The following is a 19640-nucleotide window of genomic DNA, read 5'->3' as shown; positions in this document are numbered from 1 at the left end:
GATCAGTCACCCGAGCACCGTGACAGTGCCCTTATCGCCATCCACGCGGATGTACTGGCCGTCGCTGATCCGGTAGCTGCCGTTCTCGGTGCCGCAGACACAGGGGATGCCGAGTTCACGCGCCACAATCGGACCATGGCTGAGCAGGCCGCCGAAATCGGTGACAACCCCGGCCGCGACGAGGAACAACGACACCCAACTCGGATCGGTCGTCTCGCACACGAGGATGTCGCCGTCGTCGAGCTCGGTGGTCGATGGATCACGCACCACCCGGGCACGACCCTCCACCACCCCGCCGCTGGCGGCAACGCCGGTGATGACATCGGCGACCTCCAGTGCGGGCACACCGGACTCACCCGCCTTGGTGAGTGGCGGCACTCCCGTCCACGATTTCGGCAACCGGTAGGCGCACCGCTCGTCATACTGTGCCTGGCGTTCGGTGACCAGGGCGCGCCGATCATCCGTGACGCCGCCGCGCACTTCGTCGTAAGAGAGGTGGAAGACGTCGTCGACACGGTCGATCACGCCATTATCGACCAGCAGAACTCCCTGCCTGCGCATAGCGGCGCGGGCGACATCGAAGATGAGGAGATAGCCGGCCTTGCCCTGCTCGCGCAGGGCAATCCACCGACTGGCCATGCGCACATTCCGGGCAGCGGCACGGCGTTTGCGGCGGGGCAGCGCTGACTGGAGCTCGGCCATGGCGCGTTGCCGCGTCTCGATCTGCTCCAGGCTTCGATTTCTCGGCGCCCGCGGGCTGTCGGCGGCGATGCCGCGGTAGTCGGCGAGCCGATTGAGTACCGCCGTCGGGTCCTCCCGCCAGGACACGCCGGACAACTGCCCCTCGTTGTTGCCGTGGTAGCCGTGCCGATCGGTGAACTCGCGCAAAGTGATGTGGTCATGGGCCAGTGCCCATAGGTCATGAGCGACCTCGGTTTCATCCGTTCCGATCCCGGACAGTAGGCCGGGCCCGAGTTCGGAGAGCTCGAGCCCGGCCAAAGTGGCGGTCACCCGGTCCGCCAACCCGGAGCTGACGAACGCGACGAGCATATGCATGGTCAGGATGTTCTGGAAGCGCTGCCGTGCGTCGGCCAACAGTTCGACGCATCCCGCATAGTCGAGTGCGTCGACGCCGTCGAGCCGCTCCAGCCGCCATCGGCGCAGTGCGGCGAATTCGGCGTCGTGCCGCTTGGGCAGCCGTAGGACCGCTCGCGGCGCCTTGGCGAGGATAAACGGATAGCGGCGTGCACTGTTCGCGTCGACGGTCTCCGGCCGGACGTAACCGAACAGCTGCTGCTCGACCGCGGTTGCCGATGTGCCGGGGGTGATGTTCGCGATCTCGCGGAACTTGTCGATATTGGCGGCGGCCCGTCCGGCGAACAGCGTCCAGAACATGTCCTCCGTTCGGTCCGGGACATGGACCTGCTTCCGTTTGAGGACCCCCAACTGCATGAACGTCGTGCGCGTTGCCAGCTCCACCGAGGCGTTGATGAAAGTAAAGCCTAGCGTGGTGAATACGCCGGGGAATGCCTCGGCGACGTTACCGGTCGTCCAGGTGACCGACGGGTCGATCGAGGTGTTGTCCAGCGTTTCCTCGACGGTTTCGCGACTGCTCATATCTTCTCCCTCTTGCGTTGTTGGAGCAGCTCAGGCAGCGAGCCCTGTGCACCATGGGTGGCCTCCGCGCGTGCCCACTGGGTGAGCAGCGCGAGATCGGGATCGTCGAGCGTGGTGGCCGGAACTGCGGTGATCTCGCCGGGATATACCGTGCCGGCCGCCGCGTCGACGGTGACGGTCTGTCCTGCCAGCGCCATGAGTGCCCCCGTGCCGCACCCGACCACGCACGGCACGGCCATTTCCCGACAGACCACGGCCGCGTGCGAGGTCGATCCGCCGAGTTCGGTGAGCACCGCGGCGGCGACTGCCATCGCAGGCACATCGTCGGGATCGGTGGTCGGCCTGGCGAGAATCACCCGTTCGCCTCGGTCCGCCCGTTCCACGGCGTCGTCGGCATCGATGACGACGACGCCGGTGGCAATGCCTGGACAGGCTGGCTTTCCGGTCGCCACCGGCGCGGTCGCGGCCAGCTCGGTCCGGTCCAGATGTGGGGCGAGCAAGGTCTGAACATGGTCGGGCCGCACCCGCTGGAGTGCCTCGGCGATGGTGATCAGACCTTCCCGCTGCAGCAGCACCGCATGTCGGATCGCGGCTTCGGGGGACCGTTCGGCGACTCGTGCCTGCAATAGCCACAGGGTGCCGCTCTCCACGGTGAACTCGATATCCTGCACGTCGCGGCTGTCGGCCTCCAGCTGCGCGGCGGCGGCCAGCAGATCGGCATGGACCCGTGGCATCGTGGACGCCAGGTCGGCGACGCTAAGGGCGTCGGCACGCCCGGATACCACGTCTTCGCCCTGCCCGAGCGGCAACCACTCACCGTACGCTTCGGCGCCGCCGGTGAGTGGGTTACGAGTGAACAGCACACCAGTGCCCGAGCGATCGTCGAGATTACCGAACACCATGGCTTGCACGGTGACCGCGGTGCCGCCGTCATGCGACAACCCGCGGCTCTCGCGATAGCTGATCGCGCGCGGCGAGTTCCACGAATCGAGCACCGCGATCATCGCGCGGTGCAGCTGCTCCCACGGGTCCGCGGGCGGCCGGCAGCCGACGACCTTCTCGAACTGTTTGTGAAAGCGCTGGCGAGTGTCGGCGGCGAATGCGGGGTCGACGCCGTCTTCGGCTAGTGCCCGCTCGACCTCGTCGGTCATGCCCAGATTGAGGACGGTGTCCATCATCCCCGGCATGCTGGTCGCAGCACCCGAGCGCACCGAGACGAGCAGCGGACGCGGGCCGGCTCCGAACCGACGTGCGGTGACCGATTCCAGTTCCGCTACCGCTGCGGGCACATCACGCCAGACGTCGCCAGGCAGTGTCGCGACCGTGCTGTGCACACGTCGGCTGACGTCGGTGGTGATGACGAAGGCAGGGGGGACGGGGATTCCGAGCGCCATCATCCGCTGGATGCCCCAAGCCTTGCCGCCGAGCAGATCCCGGCCTTCGGTGGTGGTGCCGTCGAGGACGATAATCGATGGGGCTTTCGATGTTGCCGAGGTCATTCCGCCCTCCCGGCAGCAGCTTCCTGCACACGAGACAGTCCCGTGAGGCCGATCAGTTCCTCGTGTAATTCGAACCAGACCGTGTGGTAACTGTCGATGAGTGGCCGCGCAAACCACGTGTGGTCACCGGACTCGACTTCAGCCACAGCCGAGGCGAACCGGTTCGGGTATTCCGCGAGTCGTGGCGCGAGTCGAATGAACTGCGCCAGCAGCGGTGTGAAGCGCACGTGCAGGTCGGCCAGCCGCGCCACGATACGGGCGTCGTACTCGGCGTCATTGTGGTCGTTGGGGCGTACACCTTCGATGAGCTGCCAATCGGTGACAAGCTGTTTGAATTCCGTGTTGGCCTCCTCGAAGTCCTGGTAGCACCGTCGCAACAGCTCCTGATCGAGGGTGGCACGCTCGGCTTTCAGCAAGGTATCGAGCCGGGAGCGGCCCGCGGTGGTGAGTTTGAGGCGTGCTCCCACGCGGTCGAGTTCGCCCGCGCTGATGAGTGCCTCCAGTACTGCGGAGATTTCGGCGTCGGCAAAGCCCGTGGCGGCAGCGAGATCGGACTCGCGCGGGCGCCCTTTCAGTCGCGCCGCCTGAAGTATGCGGAGGACATCTGACATTGTTTGTCTGCTTTCTCTCGGCGGGCTAGGCGACCCGGTGCACTATTGCCTGTTCGAAAAGGCCACCGCAACGACGTCCTTCGCTGTCGAGCAGCATGAAGTCGTCGTAGACGCCGAAAGCCGGCCCTTCGGTCTCGGCAGGGCCCGCCGGTACCCAGAAGCCGCCGACCCGGCTACGTATCGACACGACGCGGGTGCTGTTGTCGGCGAGTTCCAATCGGGCCCAACGAAATTGAGCAGCGGCGTCGCGCGCGAAGGCCACGCCGGTGATCGGTGTCGAATGCGCGCCTTCGATCACGAAACCGTCAGCAGACAACGTGTCGTCGGCGCCGCGGAACTTCATCGCGGTGACGAACCTCGACTCGTCGACCGTGAACAGCGCGGCGAACTCGACCCATTGCGCCGCCTCGTCGCGGAAGCCCCAGGTGCGGTCGCGCATACCGTGACCCGCGATGGCGACAGACCCACCGTCGAGCGTCACGCTGCCGACGATGGAGCAGGCCTGCTGGAAGTGCTGGAGTGGTTTGCCTGGCACGAGCGGCGGTATGAGGTCGTTCGTGGCGTAGTCGGCGGCGATGAACAGTGGGGCGTTGACGAGATCGGCTTGCACGGCCGGATGATCGACCAGCACCCGCCCGTCGAGGCGGAAGTCGATACTGTCGCTGCTGAATGTGCCCTCGCCCAGCGGTTCGACGACCTCGACGACCCGGCCCGCTACGGAGATGCTGAAACGAGCACGTCGGGCACTGGGTGCATTGGGGGAGGTCGAGACGTGCACTGTGCCGAACACCTGTGCGGCGGGGTCCCAGAACGAGAGGTAGGCGTTGTCCTTCCAGACCGGTTCGCCTATCCCGGCAGCGTCGGCGTGAATCGGCTCGGATAACGCGCCCCAGCTTCGCTCGGTCGGCGTCACGAATGTCATCGATGTCCCTTCGGGTTGATATGGCGTGGAAGTACTGCTGGCTGATTCGGCGCGGGATCGTCGCTACCGCGCGTGGCCGCGACATGGCTGGCCGGTGCACCGATCTCGACGTGTGCCAAGCGGCGGCGCATCAGCGATACCCTCACCGAGTCGGCAGCGCGAATGATGAAATGTCGCAGTCGGACTGGTCGAGCGCCGCACCGATCGACGCGGGCGGGCGTGGGGTCGTCCGGATCGCGCTGGTCGGCTACTGGAAGAGGATATGCGCGATCTCGTGCTCACTCGCGGACCCCGTGCGCCCCGACTTGTCTGCCGGGTAGCGGCGACTCCGGTCGGCTCGTGCCGATCTAGTTGATCAGGGTTGCCCTCACCTCGGTGTTGTCAGTTGTGAATGGCAGGGGCCTGCCGTGCACCAGTATGGTGATGCTCCTGAACATATTGGTAGGCAGCATGATACAAGCGATCCCCGAGTGATGGAGTGGTCGCTACGCGCTACTGTGCATGATGTCCGTCGGTGATACGCAACCGCAGTACCTGTGCCACGCCCAGGTGGCGGAGGGTATCGGACGATGCATCCGGCCGAGCGCCCAATGAGTTTCGATGCCGCAGACTGGCGGAGATCGCCGACCAGTCTTCGCAACACGTTCTCGCTCAGGCGTTCTCAGCTCTCATACGAGTCCTGCGGCAACCGATCCGACCGGTGGCATCAGCGGCTCGAGGCCAATTCGAGTATGGTCGCCGTCATCGAACCACATTGGGGCACATTGACATCGACACTCTCAGCCGACGGAGCTGGGAGCGCGGACCTCGCTGGGGCGCTCGTCGAGTACCCTATTTTCGTCGAGCTTCGCCGTGATCCAGTTCGGGGCATGGGACCCGATCGACGATGAGGTATACGCGATACGCCCAATCCTTGGCCCGATATCCAGTAAGCAACGCCACCGAAACTGCGGCACGTCATTCGCAATCCGTAGGAACAGTCTGGAGTCCTATTCGTGAGTACCACCCGATCCGAGGCGCACACCCCATCTTGCCCAGTCATTCACGGCTCGCCATTCGACGCCGACGGCCCGCGGGTGCCGCTGTACGCGCCGGAGTTCGCCGCTGATCCTCATCGCGCCTACGGAGAAATGCGCAGGCAAGGGCGCTCTTTGATACCTGTGGCGCTGGCGCCGGATGTCCCCGCCACTCTGGTGATCGATTACACCATCGCACTGCGGATACTCAACGATCCCGAGCATTTCCCCGCTGATCCGCGTACCTGGCAGAAGAACATTCCTGCCGACTGCCCGATCCTCCCGATGCTGGAGTGGCGGCCCATGGCGACCAGGTCCGCCGGGGCAGATGCCGTGCGCTACCGGCAGGCCACTACCACGGCGCTCAACGAGGTCGATCTCTACTCTCTACACGCGATCGTGGAGAAGATTGCACTCTCTCTGATCAACTCCTTCTGCGAAGACGGCAGCGCCGACCTGATCCGCCAGTATGCGTTCCCGCTGGTATTCGAAATCTGTAATGTCCTGCTCGGCTGCCCACCGGAGATCGGCCAGCGGATGGCCGCTGGGATGGCTGCGATCGTCGAGGGTGTCGATGCCGAGAACGGCAACAGGATGATCAGTGAAGCGATGCTGGAACTGGTGACTCTCAAACGAAACGAACCCGGCAGCGACGTCACCTCGTCGCTGTTGCGGCATCCGGCCGAACTCGATGATGTCGAGATGATCCACCAGGTGGCAAGCAATTATGGCGCGGGGATCGAATTCCAACAGAACTTGATCGTCAACACCCTGCTATTGATCCTCACCGACGACCGTTTCGGCGGAAGCGTCCTGGGTGGAAGCCTGTCCACCCGCGAAGCCCTGGACGACGTGTTGTTCAACGACCCGCCGCTGGCGAACTACCTCCTCACCTATCCCCGTCAGCCGATCCTCATCGACGGCGTCTGGCTTCCCGCACATCAGCCGGTCGTCGTCAGCATCTCCGCATGCAACAACGACCCTGCGGTCCGAAGCGATAGTCACGCCGGCAATCGCTCACATTTGGCGTGGGGTATCGGGCAGCGCAGCTGTCCCGCGCAATCCTTGGCTTACCTGGTTGCACAAGACGCCATCGATCAGCTCCTCGATGCACTGCCCGAGATCCGTCTGGCCGAACAGCCCGCCGCCTCGGCCTGGCGACCCGGTCCGGTCCACCGGTCATTGACGTCTCTGCCGGTCACGTTCCCGCCGTCCATTCCGTTGCATGTGTCCTGAGGCGAACGCGGTGATGAAGGAAAGGGGCTGCGTCCGACGGGCGAGAGCAGCCTCGTCGTAGCGGCACGGGGCCAGGCAACTCAGCCGCGGCGAGCGCACGGTCGGCGAGCGCGCTGATGACCGATCCGAGTGTCTGTTCGTAGCTGACCGTGCGGTGATTGTCGTCGCGGTACACCACCAGGTTGTCACCGACGATGACTGGGCAGCGGGCGGTGATACACAACGGCGAGGTCAGGTCGGCGTGCTGTGCACCGCCGGCCGCGGCCGCCATCTGCTCGGCCGGTACCTGCGTGGTCCGCCCGCGACCGGGCCCGTACGCGGGTGGTGCGAGTTGGAGTATCAGAGCAACTGGTTGCAGCGCAGTTGAGCCTTGGTGGTCGCCCGTCGGCGGTCGATCCTCTCGCACCACTGCTCATGCCGGTTGCGCATTGTGTTCCAGTCGTCGGCGGCCGCGAAGATCCACTTCCGCTCCAGCTCTGCCGCTCGCACAGCGGGCGTCTCCCGCTCCACCTCGTTCTCCGCGTGCGCGGCGCGATCGACCAGTTCGGTCCAACGCCTGAAATCTTGATGCAGCTCGCTCTCGGTCACGCGATTCATGTTTCTGACCTCCTGGACAGCCTGGCTTCGTGACAGCTCTGTCGCCGCCTTGTACTCATCTGGACGTCGGAGCACTATTCCGCCCCCATGTGCCCGATCAGATAGTTTCGCCCCGGATCGAGCCAACCGGCCACTGCCTTCCAATCAGCCGGATTCATTCGCACATCCGCGAATTTCACCGATCGGACACAGTTCATGTGCATACGCCGGCGTTCATCCATTTTCTCGCGCAATGCTTTTCCGCACCGCAGACACCGCATTTCTTTCATGATCACAAACCATTCAGACCTAATTATCTACCGTCAGAGCAATTTTCGGATATCGAGCGCTACTCCAGGATCGGAGTCATACCGCGCCGTTACGGTCCCCGCGCCGGGGGCGAGTCGGTGACCACCTCGCTCACGATCACCAGCCGCCGGTCCGTTCGCTCGAGATGGCCGGCGGGCCGAGAGCCCGGGTCGCGGAAGCGTGATACCGGACCGAGGTGGCGCTGCGGCAGTCGACCACGCACGGCCCGGAGAGCAGGTTCGAGCCTGCCCACAATGACACCGATACCGGGCGCTTCCGAGAAAAACCGAAGCAGGGCCGGCCTGCTTTGCGCTCGCTCAGCCGGGTCGACGAGCCGAAGGTACGCCTTCCCGTCCGGTGAACGGAGTCCCCGTCCCGGAGAGCGGCCGTATTCTCGTCGTGATAGGGCGAGATTTGTGGCGCGATTTGTATTGCGGGGCCCCGACAGAATCAGCCCCGCCAACGAGCGGACCATGTTGTCTTTACCTCACGGGTTCTCTGTGCTCGGTCCCGGTAAATCCGTCCGACGGGAGCTGCCCGAGCTTTCGGTCACTGCCATGTTGTCTTGCTAGGTACATGTCGCCACATCGGTAGCCGTCCATCACATTCGTATCGACTACCTATGTCACATGCCCTACTCGTCTCGATCTCTTCGTGAGATCGATGCCCCGACCGGGCTGGATTCGAAATTTCCGAGCTGGTGATGCCCCTACCGAGGTAGGTGAACGAGGAGATTCGGTGCCGCGAATCCACCGGCACAATGCCTGATCGCGAGGCTCCTTGATCATACAGTGATTGAACTACGCCGGAATATCCGAACAGGGCGACATCGTCGATCTGTGCAAATGTCATACCAATCACGGTTGGGTTTCGCATCGGTCTTCCTCGCTACCACTGGAGTCGCTAGACTGATTTCTGACATTAGGGATGCGCCGATACGGGTTCGACCTGATCTGCGCACGGGACGCACGGAAACGTGCATGTCAGTGGAGGTCGCCCGATGGCACTTTCCGAGCCGTATTCGGTCGAACAGACCGACACGGCCACCGTCTCGGCCGGCGATTCGACCGATTTCTGGGCGGAGCATGTTTGTCGCCACCAAGGCACCCTGCGATTCCGTTTCGCCAGCCCCTCGACATTCCGCGGCTGGACGACGGTACAGCGATATGCGGACTACCAGCTGGTCGAATTCTGGTCCGACGGCATCATCTACTCGCGCACGCCCGCGGATATCCGTCACGATGACGATGCAAGCCTGCGACTGCTGCTCCCGACTACCGGCGCACTACATCTTCGACAAGACGACCACTCCGTACAGGCCCTTCCCGGGCAGGGAGTCGTGGTCACGAAAGCACGACCGCTGGATTTCCGACAGCCACAATTCGCACGAGCGTGGATCATGAACATCCCCGCCGGCGCGCTTCCCCTCGGTGTCGGCAGCGGGCCTGCCCTGATCGACCTGAGCCAGGGCATGGGTTCGGTGGCGGCGTGCATGATCAGCGAACTCTGCGAGCAGTGCCATGCCGTGGATGGGCCCGCCTTCGCCACGGCGTGTGACATGATCGCCGATCTACTCCGCCTGTGCCTGCGTCCGGGGAGCGAGTCGCCCAGCACGTTGGCGGCCGTGGACGCCGCGGTCCGTGACTATGTCCGACGACATGCCCACGACCCCGACCTCACCCCTGCCGTGATCGCGCGGAGCCTGGGCTGGTCGCTTCGCCAGATCCAGTTGGCGTTGCACCACACCGGAACGACTCCGAGCCAACTGATCCGCACCGCACGGCTCGAGCGGGCACACCGCATGCTCCGTGACGCCCCCACGGACCGCACCGTCGCCAACATCGCCTACGGCAGCGGTTTTCGCTCGCTCAGCGCCTTCGGCGCCTCCTTCAAGGCACAGTTCGGATTGACTCCACAAGAAGCACGGGCCCACTGACGAGCATCGCGAGCCAGCACGATGTACCGGAACCCGGCGGAAGACTCAGTCGAGTCGGCCGACCCCGAGATACCTCAGCGGCCGGCTGCGTCGCTGTGCTGCCGCAGTTCGTCGGGATCCAGGCCACGGTCGATGCCGTGGGGCACGACGGTTTGACCCGGTTCGAGTTCGAGTCCGCTCCCGTCGAGGGAGACATCGACGATGTTCGGCTCGAACGAGACCCAGCCGGACACGGCGGTGACCTCGGGCCATGCGTCCAGGTACGACCACGCGGCGCGGTGGTGTGCGCCGATGTCGTAGTAGCTGGCCAAGCCCTTGTACGGGCAGAACGTCTCGCCCTCGGCGGGAGCCAGCGCAGTGGTGTCGATGTCGTCACGGGCGACGTACCAGCGCGGAGCGAAACCCGATTCGTACAGCGCGACCGGATGCCGCGTCTCGGCGACGACCCGATCACCGTCACGGACGACGAGATGGCGTGAGGTCCGGCGGATGTCGATGCGGTGGTACATGTCGGCAGCGTGCCCGACGATTCGCTCGTCTTCTTCGTAGAAGCCGTCCATCGACCGCCAAGCGAACGCGACCCGGTCCCGTAGGACATCCGCATAGGCCGGGAGGCCGCTGTATTGCCAAGCAGCTCGCTGCGCCTGCCTGTCACCACCGCGCACGGCAAACCATGCGGTTGTCCCGAGTTCGCGATGTTGCGTCGGGCGCGACTCCGGTACGAGAACGCCCTCGCGGACATCCGCCAAAGGGAAGAACGCGACCGGATAGCGGTCCGGCTCATGCAGCAGGACGACGTCCTCGCTGTCGGCCACCCAGTCGCCGCCGAATTGCACGCGCATCCGCCGGCGCAGCGGTTCGGCGAACAGCAACCGTTCCGGCAGCGGGTCCGCCACCAGGAACTGCCCTACCGACCTGGATGCCAATGGCCCTTGCTGCCATGTCAAACCCATTGATCTCTCCTTTTACTCTCGCTTTCTTCGTGACCCGGTTCGCTCGTGGCAACCCCGAGCCGGCGCCGCCACCGACCCGCGGGCGAGCACAGTCAGCGCGGGCTGGTCACGCGGCCGAGGACATGCAGGCGCACGACCGCCGGGGCGTCGCCGGGTCCCGCCTCCCGGTAGCCATACGTCGGCCTTGCCCGGTCTTGTAACGGTGGTGGACCACAGCCATCTCGAACCCTCCACTTTCAACCACTTTAACGGCTTTTGATGGTTAAACTGAAGCACCGTCCGATATAACTGTCAAGCCCATGCTTGGAGGTTAGTTAATAATCAGCCCCGCTGGTCCTGCCGGACTCCGATGCTGTCCGATACCGTCCGATACCGGCCAGACCCCGGGAGCCCCCAGCATCGGCACAGCACCGGTCTGCTGCCGCAACCTGACCCCCGCCCCAGTCTTGGACCTGCGACAAAGCCCGATCTCACTCGCCGCGCTGTTCATCGACCGCCGTCCATGCTGCTATCTGCGGCAGCCCGACCGAACAATTGACGACCAAAATGTGACGCCCGACCCGTTGGGACTTTCCGGACCATACCGCCGGTTGTACCTGTGGCCGATAATCAGGAGGTCATGTGACACAGGAACACAAGCGAAATCCCACCGCGATCGCCGCGTTGTCGCCTGAGCAGTACCACGTCACCCAGGAAAGCGGGACCGAACGGGCGTTCACCGGCGAGTACTGGGACCACCACGAGCCTGGCATCTATGTGGATGTGGTGTCCGGGGAGCCCCTGTTCGCCTCGGTCGACAAGTTCGACAGCGGAACGGGATGGCCGAGTTTCACCAAGCCGATCGATGCCGGGAATGTGGTCGAGAAGCGGGACTTCAGTCATCTGATGATCCGCACCGAGGTGCGCTCGGCGCACGGTGGGAGTCATCTCGGCCATCTGTTCACCGACGGGCCAGCCACGACGGGTGGCCTGCGGTACTGCATCAATTCGGCGGCACTGCGGTTCATCCGCCTCGATGACCTCGAGGCGGAAGGTTATGGGCAATACCGGACTCTGTTCACGAAGGAGGAAGCGTGACCACGCGGAAGGCGATTCTGGCCGGTGGATGCTTTTGGGGCATGCAGGACTTGATCCGTAAACAGCCGGGAGTGGTGGCGACGCGGGTCGGTTACACCGGCGGGCGAAACGATCGCCCCACCTATCGCAATCACCCGGGACATGCGGAGGCTCTGGAGATCAGTTACGACCCGGAGCGGACGGACTACCGGGCGCTGCTGGAGTTCTTCTTCCAAATCCACGATCCGACGACGCGGGACCGGCAGGGTAACGACATCGGCACTAGTTACCGTTCGGCAATCTTCTATCGCGACGACGACCAGAAGCGGGTCGCACTGGACACCATCGCGGACGTCGACGCCTCGGGCCTGTGGCCCGGCAAGGTGGTCACCGAGGTGACTCCGGCGAGCGAGTTCTGGGAAGCTGAGCCCGAACACCAGGATTACCTGGAGCGCTATCCGGACGGCTATACCTGCCACTTCCCGCGGCCAGGCTGGAAATTGCCGAAGCGGCAGACTACCGCGAGGTAGGCCGCCGGCCCGCTGGCCCCGCCCCCGGCGCGGTGCGTACGTCACACGACGCACCGCGCCGCGATTAGTTGCGGTATTTTAATACCGGCCGTAGCCTATGCCTATGGTTCGTCTCCCGTTGACACCGCAACAGCTCGACGCGGGTCGCCGCCTCGGCGGCGCCCTGCGCACCGCCCGCGCCGATCGCGATCTCATTGAAGTCGCCCGCGCGGCGGGCATTTCGCCGGAAACGCTGCGCAAGATCGAGACCGGCAGACTGCCCTCCCCCGCCTTCGGCACCGTCGTGGCACTCAGCCAGGTTCTCGCGCTCCCGCTCGACCATCTCGCCGACATCTGGCGCTCGGCGGGATTGGCCGAATCCGCCTGAGCTCAGTTCACGACCACCATCAGCTCGATCGCCACGCCGATGGCGGCGTCCGCACCGCGCGACACCTCGCGCCCGCGAATGGCCGCCCGACACGATGGCCTCGGATCGAGACCGGGGCGGGGGTCGATCGATTCCGCTGGCGTTCAACAGCTTTCGCGTCCACAATCAATCGCCGACGACACTCGACCGACCAGACCACCCGCCGGTCGGACCCCGGGCGAGTCACGGTCGACCGCCGGTCGCGAACGAGCGCACTCGAATACTCGTGGCCCGAGACCAGATCCGCGAATATTCCGCCGAGCGATCTCGCGATCGATCCCACCCGGGCCGACCGTGCAACCGCAGGTAAATCCTGGACTCCGGCTCGCGGCGGATCAATGTTCTTCGAAGCGCCCGCGTTCGAGCCATACCGAAATACGACGGTGACGCCAGCACCACAAATAGGAGTGCGTGAATATTCCGCACCTTGGCGTGACGTTTCTCGCGCATATTACTGAAAACACGATGCCTACGAGTCGCACCCGACGGTTACGATCAATTCATGACGGATGCAGTCGGATTCGACTTTGACGCAATGAACCGCGAGGTGATCCGCGAGTTCCGCGAGAACGACGGCAAGGTCGGAGGTATGTTCGAGGGCAAACCACTGGTGCTTGTTCACCATATCGGTGCGCGGTCCGGCATCGAGCGGATCGCCCCACTGGTCCCTTTCCAGGATGGTGATCGGATCTACATCTTCGCCAGCAAAGGTGGCTCCGACGCCAATCCGCACTGGTACGGAAACCTCGTTGCGCACCCGGAGGTGACGGTCGAGCTGGGCACCGAGACGTTCTCGGCTACCGCGAGGGTGCTGACCGGAGCCGAACGGGACGAGATCTACGCAAAGCAGAGCGCCGTTCAACCCCAGTTCGCGGATTATCAGCGCAGCACAAAACGACTCATCCCGGTGATCGAACTGGCGCGACGCGCAGAGTAACACGCACACCACACCCGCCGCGCCAACGCAGCGGAAGAATGCGGCCACTTGACCCGGCGTGTCGATAGCGCGGAACACGCCCTGCCGGGGCGACCTCCAGCCGGCTCAGGAGCACGCTGGCCGACCGGCCGAGTTGAGTCGACAATGGTGAGGTGCCGGCGCGACGCATCGAGCGTGTGATCGCCGATTCGGTGGCCATACGACCAGACGGATCCTCCTCGACGGAGCTGGTCTGGTACGCAGCCTACGGCTCCAACATGAGCCTGACCAGGCTGCGTACTTATCTGCGCGGCGGCAGGCCCGACGGCGGAGCGATCACGCTACCCGGCTGCCGCGACCACGCCGACCCGATTCGCTCGGTACCCCTTCTGTTGCCAGGATTGCTGTACTTCGCCACCGAATCGCTGACCTGGACCGGCGGCCGCGCTTTCTTCGATCCGGCCTGCGCCGGCGACATCGCCGTCCACGCCCACCTGCTGACCACCGCTCAGTTTTCCGACATCGTGGCCCAGGAGATGTACCGCGCCCCCGGAACGGACCTCGACTTGGATGAATTGATCGACCGTGGCACAACAACACTCGGCCCCGGCCGATACGAAACCCTGGTTCACGCCGGATCCCACCAAGGCCATCCGCTCCTGACCTGTACCGCCCCATGGCGCTACCGCGACCTCCCCGGCAATCCACCCGCCGCCGCCTACCTGCGACACCTTGCCGCCGGCCTATCGACTGCGCACCGCTGGACCACCGCGACCACCGCCGCCTACCTCGCGACCCGCCCCGGCGCCGACCGCCGCTGGACTCCTGACTCCCTACACGCACTCCTACGCGCAAAAGCTTCCTAGCTTCCGGCACCGTCGACACAGCGCCCACCACCGACTGATCCGACACACGAGTACTTCCGAGAGCAGCGGATCACATCCGTCCTCGAGCCCTCGACGCTGCGCACTGACCCCGTCGCGGCAACGTCTGTGCAGCACTGCGTGCCGCCGGATCGCGGCCCGAAGTCAGTCGCCAGGATTTCGGTGTGCGGCAGACATCGTCTGCGCGCCGATCACATCCTCCGAAGGAGATTCCGAGGCAGACGCGCCGAGACCGAACGACGGCGCATCATCGGGATTCCGGTAGCTGCGTGCCACCAGTGCCGCACGCAGATACCACACCCCCGCCGACTGGGCGGGGTCGAGCCCGGTGAGCTGGCCGATCCGTTTGAGCCGGTAGTCGACGGTATTGGTGTGGATGTGCAGCAATCGCGCGGTACGTTGGCGGTTGAGGTTCGTGCTGATGTGACGTCGCAGCGTATCGAGCAACTCGGGATGCTCGTCGAGTGGATCGAGCAGCGTCCGTAGCGTTTCCAACCCGGGACCGGGCCTGGTGAGCTGGTACTCCAGGGCCAGGTCGTCGAATCGGTACAGCCCGTGCGCACAGCCGAGGCGCTGCACCATGTCGAGCAGTTCGTGCGCGCGATCGGCGGCGGCGGGTACTTCGGCCGGGGTCGCGACGACCACCGTCGCGACGACCGGAACCTGCGCGGCACGGGCGAGAAACTCCGCCAGTTCGTCGAGGGCCTCGTCGTCCGGCGACGCGGACGGCAGCAAGATGGTGCCACCGTCGACGCTCAGCAGCGACAGCACGCTCTCCCCACAGCGTGTCGCGAGCTCGGATTGCACGCGCCGCAACTTGCGGCGCGCCACCACAGCGCCATCGAGCTGCGGATTGCCCTCGTCGGGGTGCACCGCGATGGCCACTGCGAGAACGGAATACGAGTCGGCGATCTGGATACCGCATTCGCGGGCCATGGTGAAAGTGGGGTGTCCGCCGAGCAGGGCGGAGGTGAGCGTGTGCACCGCCGTGTGGTGCTCCCCGACCACCACTCGCAATTCCGCGACATAGGCACGCGAGACAGTCGAGGTAATGATGTCCAGGATTTCCAACAGGCGACGGCTGATGTCTTTGACGCTGTCGAAATCCGCGGCGGTCGCATTGGCGACGACGATATCGAATCCGAGTTTGAATCCCTCGTGCACAGCGTGATGGATGGTGTCGATCGGGATTCCCTCGCGTGCCCATCCCGCCGCGGCATTGCGTAGATGCAGCGTCTTCCCCGGAATGTCGGCGCCGTCGAGCATGCCGACAGCGAGTTCCAGGCACAGGCCGGTGATGGTGGTGATGTCTCCGTTGAGCGCCTCGCCGGGCAGTGTCCGGCACGGCGCGACGTTTTCGACGAAGTGGCCAACCATCTTTCGCGACAAACTCCGCACATCCCGCAGTGACGAGCTGGCGGGCCGGCCCGATAGGGTCAGATCCGGACCTGCCGATTCGGTGATGGACATCGTGACTCCTTACCTCCCCGGACACGGAAGTACCCCACGGTAACTTGACTGAGGTCGCCCATGATCACCGACCGACCCCGAGGACCCGACCAGGCGCTCGAACCGGCCTCCGCCGCCGCCGCTCAGAGAGCGGCGACAAGGGCCGCACTCGCCTGAGCACACCCGTAACCGATGGTGATGCCGGAACCGCCGTGGCCGTAGTTGTGGATCACCGGGATGCCCGCCAGCACCGCCCTATCGAGTTCGAGGCGGACTTCGCCGCGACCGGGGCGCAGGCCGACGAGGATTCCCAGAACCCGACTATCCGCCAGGGCGGGTGCCAGATCACGACAGCGCTCCAGGATCGAGCGAGTCAGATCCGCGTTCGGCGTGGTGTCCCACTCGCCGAAGTCCAAGGAACCACCGAGAACGCAGTCGTGTGCCCGAGGGTGGACGTAGGCGCGGCCGAGCGGGTGCTCCTCGTCGCGGATCGACATCGACAGTCCCGGGTTCGCCACCCGCACGATCTGGCCACGAATCGGAGACACCTCGTGGTCGTCGACCAATTCGCCCGCGCGCAGGCCCGCGCAGTTGACCACCACCTCCGGCGACAGGTCCACAAGGTCGTCGAGCCGGCGAACAGTGCGCACTACCCACCTCGCTCCGGCCGTGTCCACCTGGTGACGCAGATACGGCAGGTAGGTGGGCATCTCGACCAGCGGGACGGCGAAGCGGAAGCCGAACCGGTAACCGGGTGGCAGCTCGCCGAACTCGGCCTCGCGAAACGAATGAACCGACCGCGACCACATCGGAACCACCGGCTCGTCGCGGTAGACGGCCATCGACTCGCACATCCGCACGCCCGGCGTGCCCGCCGCCGCCAGAGTCGCCAGATACTCGAAGGTCGTGTCGCTCCATGTCCGGACGCGGTCGGCCGGGCCCGCCGCAGTCGGAAACCAAACCGCGGCGGCCAGGAAGGAGGTCGTTGCGGTGATCGGCTCGGCGCTGACAATCGTGACGTCGTGCCCGTTGCGCAGTAGTTCTGCCGCGGTGGAAAGACCCGAGATACCCGAACCGAGAACGACGACCCGCATGGACCGACCCTATCGGCTGGGCCCGAACGGCCGCGTTTCCGCAGCACCGGTTCTGGGAGGCCGCTGCCCCGCGCGATCAAAACTCGGCACTCCACCGGCGCTCGGGCAACGACGGCCGTCTAGTCGAGAAAACCGTGGGTATCCCCACGCCATGGATGCTGGCCGCACGACCGTCGGTGTGGAGGAGGAGTTCCTGTTGGCGGATCCGCGGACCGGCGAACCGGTGGCACGGAACGTCGAGGTAGCACGCACCGCGAAAGACCTCGGCATCGACCTGCAACTCGAGCTGACCCGCTGCCAGGTGGAAAGCAGCACCGGGGTACACACCGACATCGCCGCACTGCACCGGCAGCTGCGCGAGCTGCGCCGCGGCATCGCATCCTGTGCCGAGCACAATGGCGCCCGACTCCTGGCGGTGGCCATTCCGCCGACGGTCCCACACGACTTCCCGGTCACCGACACACCGCGCTACCAGCACATCGCCGACAACTTCGGCATGCTCGCGCATGAGCAGGGGCTGTGCGGGTGCCACATCCATGTCGGCATCCCCGACTATGAGACGGCGGTACAGGTCAGCAACTATCTGCGGCCGTGGCTGCCGCTGCTGCTCGCGCTCACGGCGAATTCGGCGATCTACCGCGGCGCCGAGACCGGCTACGCCAGTTGGCGCAGCATTCTGTGGCGACGCTGGCCAAGCGCGGGACCGCCGCCGTATTTCGAGTCCGCCCGCGACTACGACGCCATGGTCGCGATGATGTTGAAAAGTGGAAGCATCCTGGACCGGAAGATGGTCTATTGGGACGTCCGCCCATCCATCACCTTCCCGACCGTCGAAGTGCGGGTGAGCGACATTCCGGCCACCGTAGAGGAAACCGCCCTGCTGGCCGCGCTGGTGCGTGCGGCCGTCGTGGTAGCGCGAAAGTCCTTGGCAGCGGGTCACATCGCGCCTGCGGTCCCGGCCGAAGTACTGCGGACGGCGTACTGGAAGGCCGCACGCTCAGGGCTCGCCGGCGACGGCGTCGATCCCCGCGACTGCCGAGTGGCGCCCAACAGCACACTGCTGCGCCGATTGATCGACCATGCCGCGCCCGCGCTCGAGGAAGCCGGCGACCGCCCGTTCGTAGACCAGGCGTGCGCCGCCGTCCTTGCCCGCGGCAACGGAGCCCACCGTCAACTTGCGGCATTCCGCGCCCGTGACGACGTCGGTGACGTTATCCGCGAGCTGGCGCACGCCACCCTCGAAGGGTGCGATTGACGCCGTGGATACCGATCTCAGCATTCCGCCCGGCAAGCCAGACAACGGGTGATCTCGATCCGGTTGCACGGGTAAGCCTTCGGCGAGACCCGGTCGAGATCATCGCCGAATCCATTCGGTGATCGCCACGGCCCCTGCCGCGCCGATCACCGCTGCCGCTAGCACGAGCCGGGACAACCGCGGCATCCGTCCGACCGTCCGGACGCGCTGGTCGCTGCCCGTGTGGCAGGTCGACTGGTCGAGTCTCCGCAGAATCTTCGACTCCAGCGTAGGCGGCGGATTCACCGCGTCGATCACGGTCAGCGCCGCCAGCGTCTCCTCCACTCGGCGCACGGTGGCGGCGAAGGCCGCGGCGGTCATGGAATCGGATTTCGCCACACGATTTTCGATGCTGCGGCGTTCGATATCGGCCATCGCGTCCATCGCGTACGGATACGCCAGGTCGAGCAGGTCCACGTGCGGCCGCACGGATTCGGTCATCGCTGATCACTTCCTGTCAGACAGCTTCAGAGCCGATCGAGCCCGCCCGAGATGCGGCCTGTGACAGTGGTAATGGAACATCGAGATCGTTCGACGATCTCTCCGCAGGTTGCTCCTGGCATGGAACCGATCCGTCGTTGGACCGTCACCCGAGTGGCACTCGGGCGGAACGGGCACATCGTCGGCCCCGATCCACCCGGTGCCTGCGGGCGGCCGGATCGGCGAGAACGCCGGACCAGCCGTCATGCCTTCGACTTTACCTGCATGACTTGATTTCGCGGCGCTCCACCCGGCGGATTGGGCTCATGGCACATTCCCTGTCTCGTCCTGCCGCCGGTGCGGATCGTGCCAGTCCGCGAAGGGCACTTTCGGGGCCCTCCATCGCGGGGTGTCAGCGACGATCGACCCCGTTGCCGAGGCACCGGTCGTCGCCAGACGGCGAAATAACTGTTGCGTGCCGTGGCGGTCTCCGGAGGAGCCGACAGCGCACAACGTCGTCGGTCGACCAGTCTCCTTCCCGACATGCTAAATCGACACGGAACAACAACATTTCGCGCAGGACCAGGGACCCCAGCCGCCGACACTGCGATTCTCGGATACTCCGACTTCGTGCGTGCGATCGCGGTGCCGCGCACACCCGTCACGCTGCCGCGCAAGGAACAATGCGCGGTCGACACGGTCGAGGACGCGATCGCGAACCTGATCGGACGGCTCGCTCAGCGACCGTTTCCGCGCGGTGTCGATCGCTCCGAGCGCAGAGTGCACTTCGCGATACCGAACAGCCCAATGCGAGTTGCCGCCCAGACCTGCGCCGAACAGGTTCAGGTGGCGTCTCGATACGGATCGCAACTACGACAGCACTCGGATGCCCGCTCGAGGTTGTGGAGTGTCGGTC

17 protein-coding genes are annotated in these 19640 nt (G+C 65.1%); 8 read left to right on the top strand and 9 right to left on the bottom strand.

What is annotated here, in order from left to right; all coding sequences use genetic code 11:
- Window positions 1-6: 6 nt before the first annotated feature.
- The 4 genes from AB0C34_RS07065 to AB0C34_RS07050 are packed head-to-tail and all read right to left on the bottom strand — an operon-like array spanning window position 7 to window position 4649.
- Window positions 7-1617, bottom strand: a complete 1611-nt coding sequence (locus AB0C34_RS07065; RefSeq protein WP_357068246.1) for a PEP-utilizing enzyme — start codon at window positions 1615-1617, stop codon at window positions 7-9.
- Window positions 1614-3116, bottom strand: a complete 1503-nt coding sequence (locus AB0C34_RS07060) for a pyruvate, phosphate dikinase (protein WP_357068244.1) — start codon at window positions 3114-3116, stop codon at window positions 1614-1616. The genes AB0C34_RS07065 and AB0C34_RS07060 overlap by 4 nt, the downstream gene beginning before the upstream one ends.
- Complete coding sequence (locus tag AB0C34_RS07055) at window positions 3113-3727, bottom strand: hypothetical protein (RefSeq protein ID WP_357068242.1); 615 nt, start codon at window positions 3725-3727, stop codon at window positions 3113-3115. Before AB0C34_RS07055 ends, AB0C34_RS07060 begins: the two co-directional genes overlap by 4 nt.
- A gap of 25 nt (window positions 3728-3752) precedes the next feature.
- Window positions 3753-4649, bottom strand: a complete 897-nt coding sequence (locus tag AB0C34_RS07050; protein WP_357068240.1) for a hypothetical protein — start codon at window positions 4647-4649, stop codon at window positions 3753-3755.
- Between the two features lie 995 nt (window positions 4650-5644).
- Here AB0C34_RS07050 and AB0C34_RS07045 point away from each other — a divergent pair.
- Entirely contained in the window at window positions 5645-6901 is a 1257-nt protein-coding gene (locus tag AB0C34_RS07045) for a cytochrome P450 (RefSeq protein ID WP_357068238.1), read from the top strand.
- Window positions 6902-7240: 339 nt separating this feature from the next.
- Here the strand turns inward: AB0C34_RS07045 and AB0C34_RS07040 are convergent, their stop codons facing one another.
- Entirely contained in the window at window positions 7241-7489 is a 249-nt protein-coding gene (locus AB0C34_RS07040; protein ID WP_357068236.1) for a hypothetical protein, read from the bottom strand.
- Between the two features lie 1297 nt (window positions 7490-8786).
- Here AB0C34_RS07040 and AB0C34_RS07035 point away from each other — a divergent pair.
- The gene (locus tag AB0C34_RS07035) at window positions 8787-9722 is read left to right on the top strand and encodes a helix-turn-helix domain-containing protein (RefSeq protein ID WP_357068234.1); all 936 of its coding nucleotides are present in this window, start codon (window positions 8787-8789) and stop codon (window positions 9720-9722) included.
- 74 nt (window positions 9723-9796) lie between these two features.
- Here the strand turns inward: AB0C34_RS07035 and AB0C34_RS07030 are convergent, their stop codons facing one another.
- On the bottom strand, window positions 9797-10675 hold the full coding sequence (locus tag AB0C34_RS07030) for a DUF427 domain-containing protein (protein ID WP_357068233.1): 879 nt from the start codon (window positions 10673-10675) through the stop codon (window positions 9797-9799).
- Between the two features lie 621 nt (window positions 10676-11296).
- Between AB0C34_RS07030 and msrB the strand changes: the two genes are divergently transcribed.
- The 5 genes from msrB (at window position 11297) to AB0C34_RS07005 (ending at window position 14449) form a co-directional block, all read left to right on the top strand.
- Window positions 11297-11752, top strand: a complete 456-nt coding sequence (gene msrB / locus AB0C34_RS07025; protein ID WP_357068231.1) for a peptide-methionine (R)-S-oxide reductase MsrB — start codon at window positions 11297-11299, stop codon at window positions 11750-11752.
- Window positions 11749-12261 carry a peptide-methionine (S)-S-oxide reductase MsrA gene (gene msrA, locus AB0C34_RS07020; protein ID WP_357068229.1) on the top strand — a complete coding sequence of 171 codons (513 nt, stop codon included), beginning with the start codon at window positions 11749-11751 and terminating at the stop codon, window positions 12259-12261. Before msrB ends, msrA begins: the two co-directional genes overlap by 4 nt.
- A gap of 103 nt (window positions 12262-12364) precedes the next feature.
- On the top strand, window positions 12365-12628 hold the full coding sequence (locus AB0C34_RS07015; protein WP_357068227.1) for a helix-turn-helix transcriptional regulator: 264 nt from the start codon (window positions 12365-12367) through the stop codon (window positions 12626-12628).
- Window positions 12629-13169: 541 nt separating this feature from the next.
- Complete coding sequence (locus AB0C34_RS07010; protein ID WP_357068225.1) at window positions 13170-13604, top strand: nitroreductase family deazaflavin-dependent oxidoreductase; 435 nt, start codon at window positions 13170-13172, stop codon at window positions 13602-13604.
- Between the two features lie 152 nt (window positions 13605-13756).
- On the top strand, window positions 13757-14449 hold the full coding sequence (locus AB0C34_RS07005; RefSeq protein ID WP_357068223.1) for a histone deacetylase: 693 nt from the start codon (window positions 13757-13759) through the stop codon (window positions 14447-14449).
- Window positions 14450-14611: 162 nt separating this feature from the next.
- On the opposite strand, the gene AB0C34_RS07000 is transcribed toward AB0C34_RS07005, so the two are convergent.
- Entirely contained in the window at window positions 14612-15937 is a 1326-nt protein-coding gene (locus tag AB0C34_RS07000) for a helix-turn-helix domain-containing protein (protein WP_357068221.1), read from the bottom strand.
- A 122-nt stretch (window positions 15938-16059) separates the two neighbouring features.
- Window positions 16060-17010, bottom strand: coding sequence for an FAD-dependent oxidoreductase (locus AB0C34_RS06995; RefSeq protein ID WP_357068219.1), 951 nt, complete (start codon window positions 17008-17010; stop codon window positions 16060-16062).
- Window positions 17011-17161: 151 nt separating this feature from the next.
- Here AB0C34_RS06995 and AB0C34_RS06990 point away from each other — a divergent pair, with 151 nt between their 5' ends.
- Window positions 17162-18265, top strand: a complete 1104-nt coding sequence (locus AB0C34_RS06990) for a glutamate--cysteine ligase (protein WP_357068217.1) — start codon at window positions 17162-17164, stop codon at window positions 18263-18265.
- A gap of 99 nt (window positions 18266-18364) precedes the next feature.
- On the opposite strand, the gene AB0C34_RS06985 is transcribed toward AB0C34_RS06990, so the two are convergent.
- Window positions 18365-18745 carry a hypothetical protein gene (locus AB0C34_RS06985; RefSeq protein ID WP_357068216.1) on the bottom strand — a complete coding sequence of 127 codons (381 nt, stop codon included), beginning with the start codon at window positions 18743-18745 and terminating at the stop codon, window positions 18365-18367.
- Window positions 18746-19640: the final 895 nt, after the last annotated feature.

Origin of the sequence: Nocardia sp. NPDC049220 (assembly GCF_040647855.1) — a bacterium.
In the GTDB taxonomy this organism is placed as follows: Bacteria; Actinomycetota; Actinomycetes; order Mycobacteriales; family Mycobacteriaceae; genus Nocardia.
This window is presented reverse-complemented; position numbering and strand designations above follow the sequence as displayed.

Bases quoted from the DNA above. Each gene is read 5' to 3' on its own strand.
- AB0C34_RS07015 (WP_357068227.1), top strand. From the start codon at position 12,365: ATGGTTCGTCTCCCGTTGACACCGCAACAGCTCGACGCGGGTCGCCGC.
- AB0C34_RS07030 (WP_357068233.1), bottom strand. From the start codon at position 10,675: ATGGGTTTGACATGGCAGCAAGGGCCATTGGCATCCAGGTCGGTAGGG.
- AB0C34_RS07050 (WP_357068240.1), bottom strand. From the start codon at position 4,649: ATGACATTCGTGACGCCGACCGAGCGAAGCTGGGGCGCGTTATCCGAG.
- AB0C34_RS06990 (WP_357068217.1), top strand. From the start codon at position 17,162: ATGGATGCTGGCCGCACGACCGTCGGTGTGGAGGAGGAGTTCCTGTTG.
- AB0C34_RS07000 (WP_357068221.1), bottom strand. From the start codon at position 15,937: ATGTCCATCACCGAATCGGCAGGTCCGGATCTGACCCTATCGGGCCGG.
- AB0C34_RS06985 (WP_357068216.1), bottom strand. From the start codon at position 18,745: ATGACCGAATCCGTGCGGCCGCACGTGGACCTGCTCGACCTGGCGTAT.
- AB0C34_RS07055 (WP_357068242.1), bottom strand. From the start codon at position 3,727: ATGTCAGATGTCCTCCGCATACTTCAGGCGGCGCGACTGAAAGGGCGC.
- AB0C34_RS07060 (WP_357068244.1), bottom strand. From the start codon at position 3,116: ATGACCTCGGCAACATCGAAAGCCCCATCGATTATCGTCCTCGACGGC.
- AB0C34_RS07010 (WP_357068225.1), top strand. From the start codon at position 13,170: ATGACGGATGCAGTCGGATTCGACTTTGACGCAATGAACCGCGAGGTG.
- AB0C34_RS06995 (WP_357068219.1), bottom strand. From the start codon at position 17,010: ATGCGGGTCGTCGTTCTCGGTTCGGGTATCTCGGGTCTTTCCACCGCG.
- AB0C34_RS07065 (WP_357068246.1), bottom strand. From the start codon at position 1,617: ATGAGCAGTCGCGAAACCGTCGAGGAAACGCTGGACAACACCTCGATC.
- AB0C34_RS07035 (WP_357068234.1), top strand. From the start codon at position 8,787: ATGGCACTTTCCGAGCCGTATTCGGTCGAACAGACCGACACGGCCACC.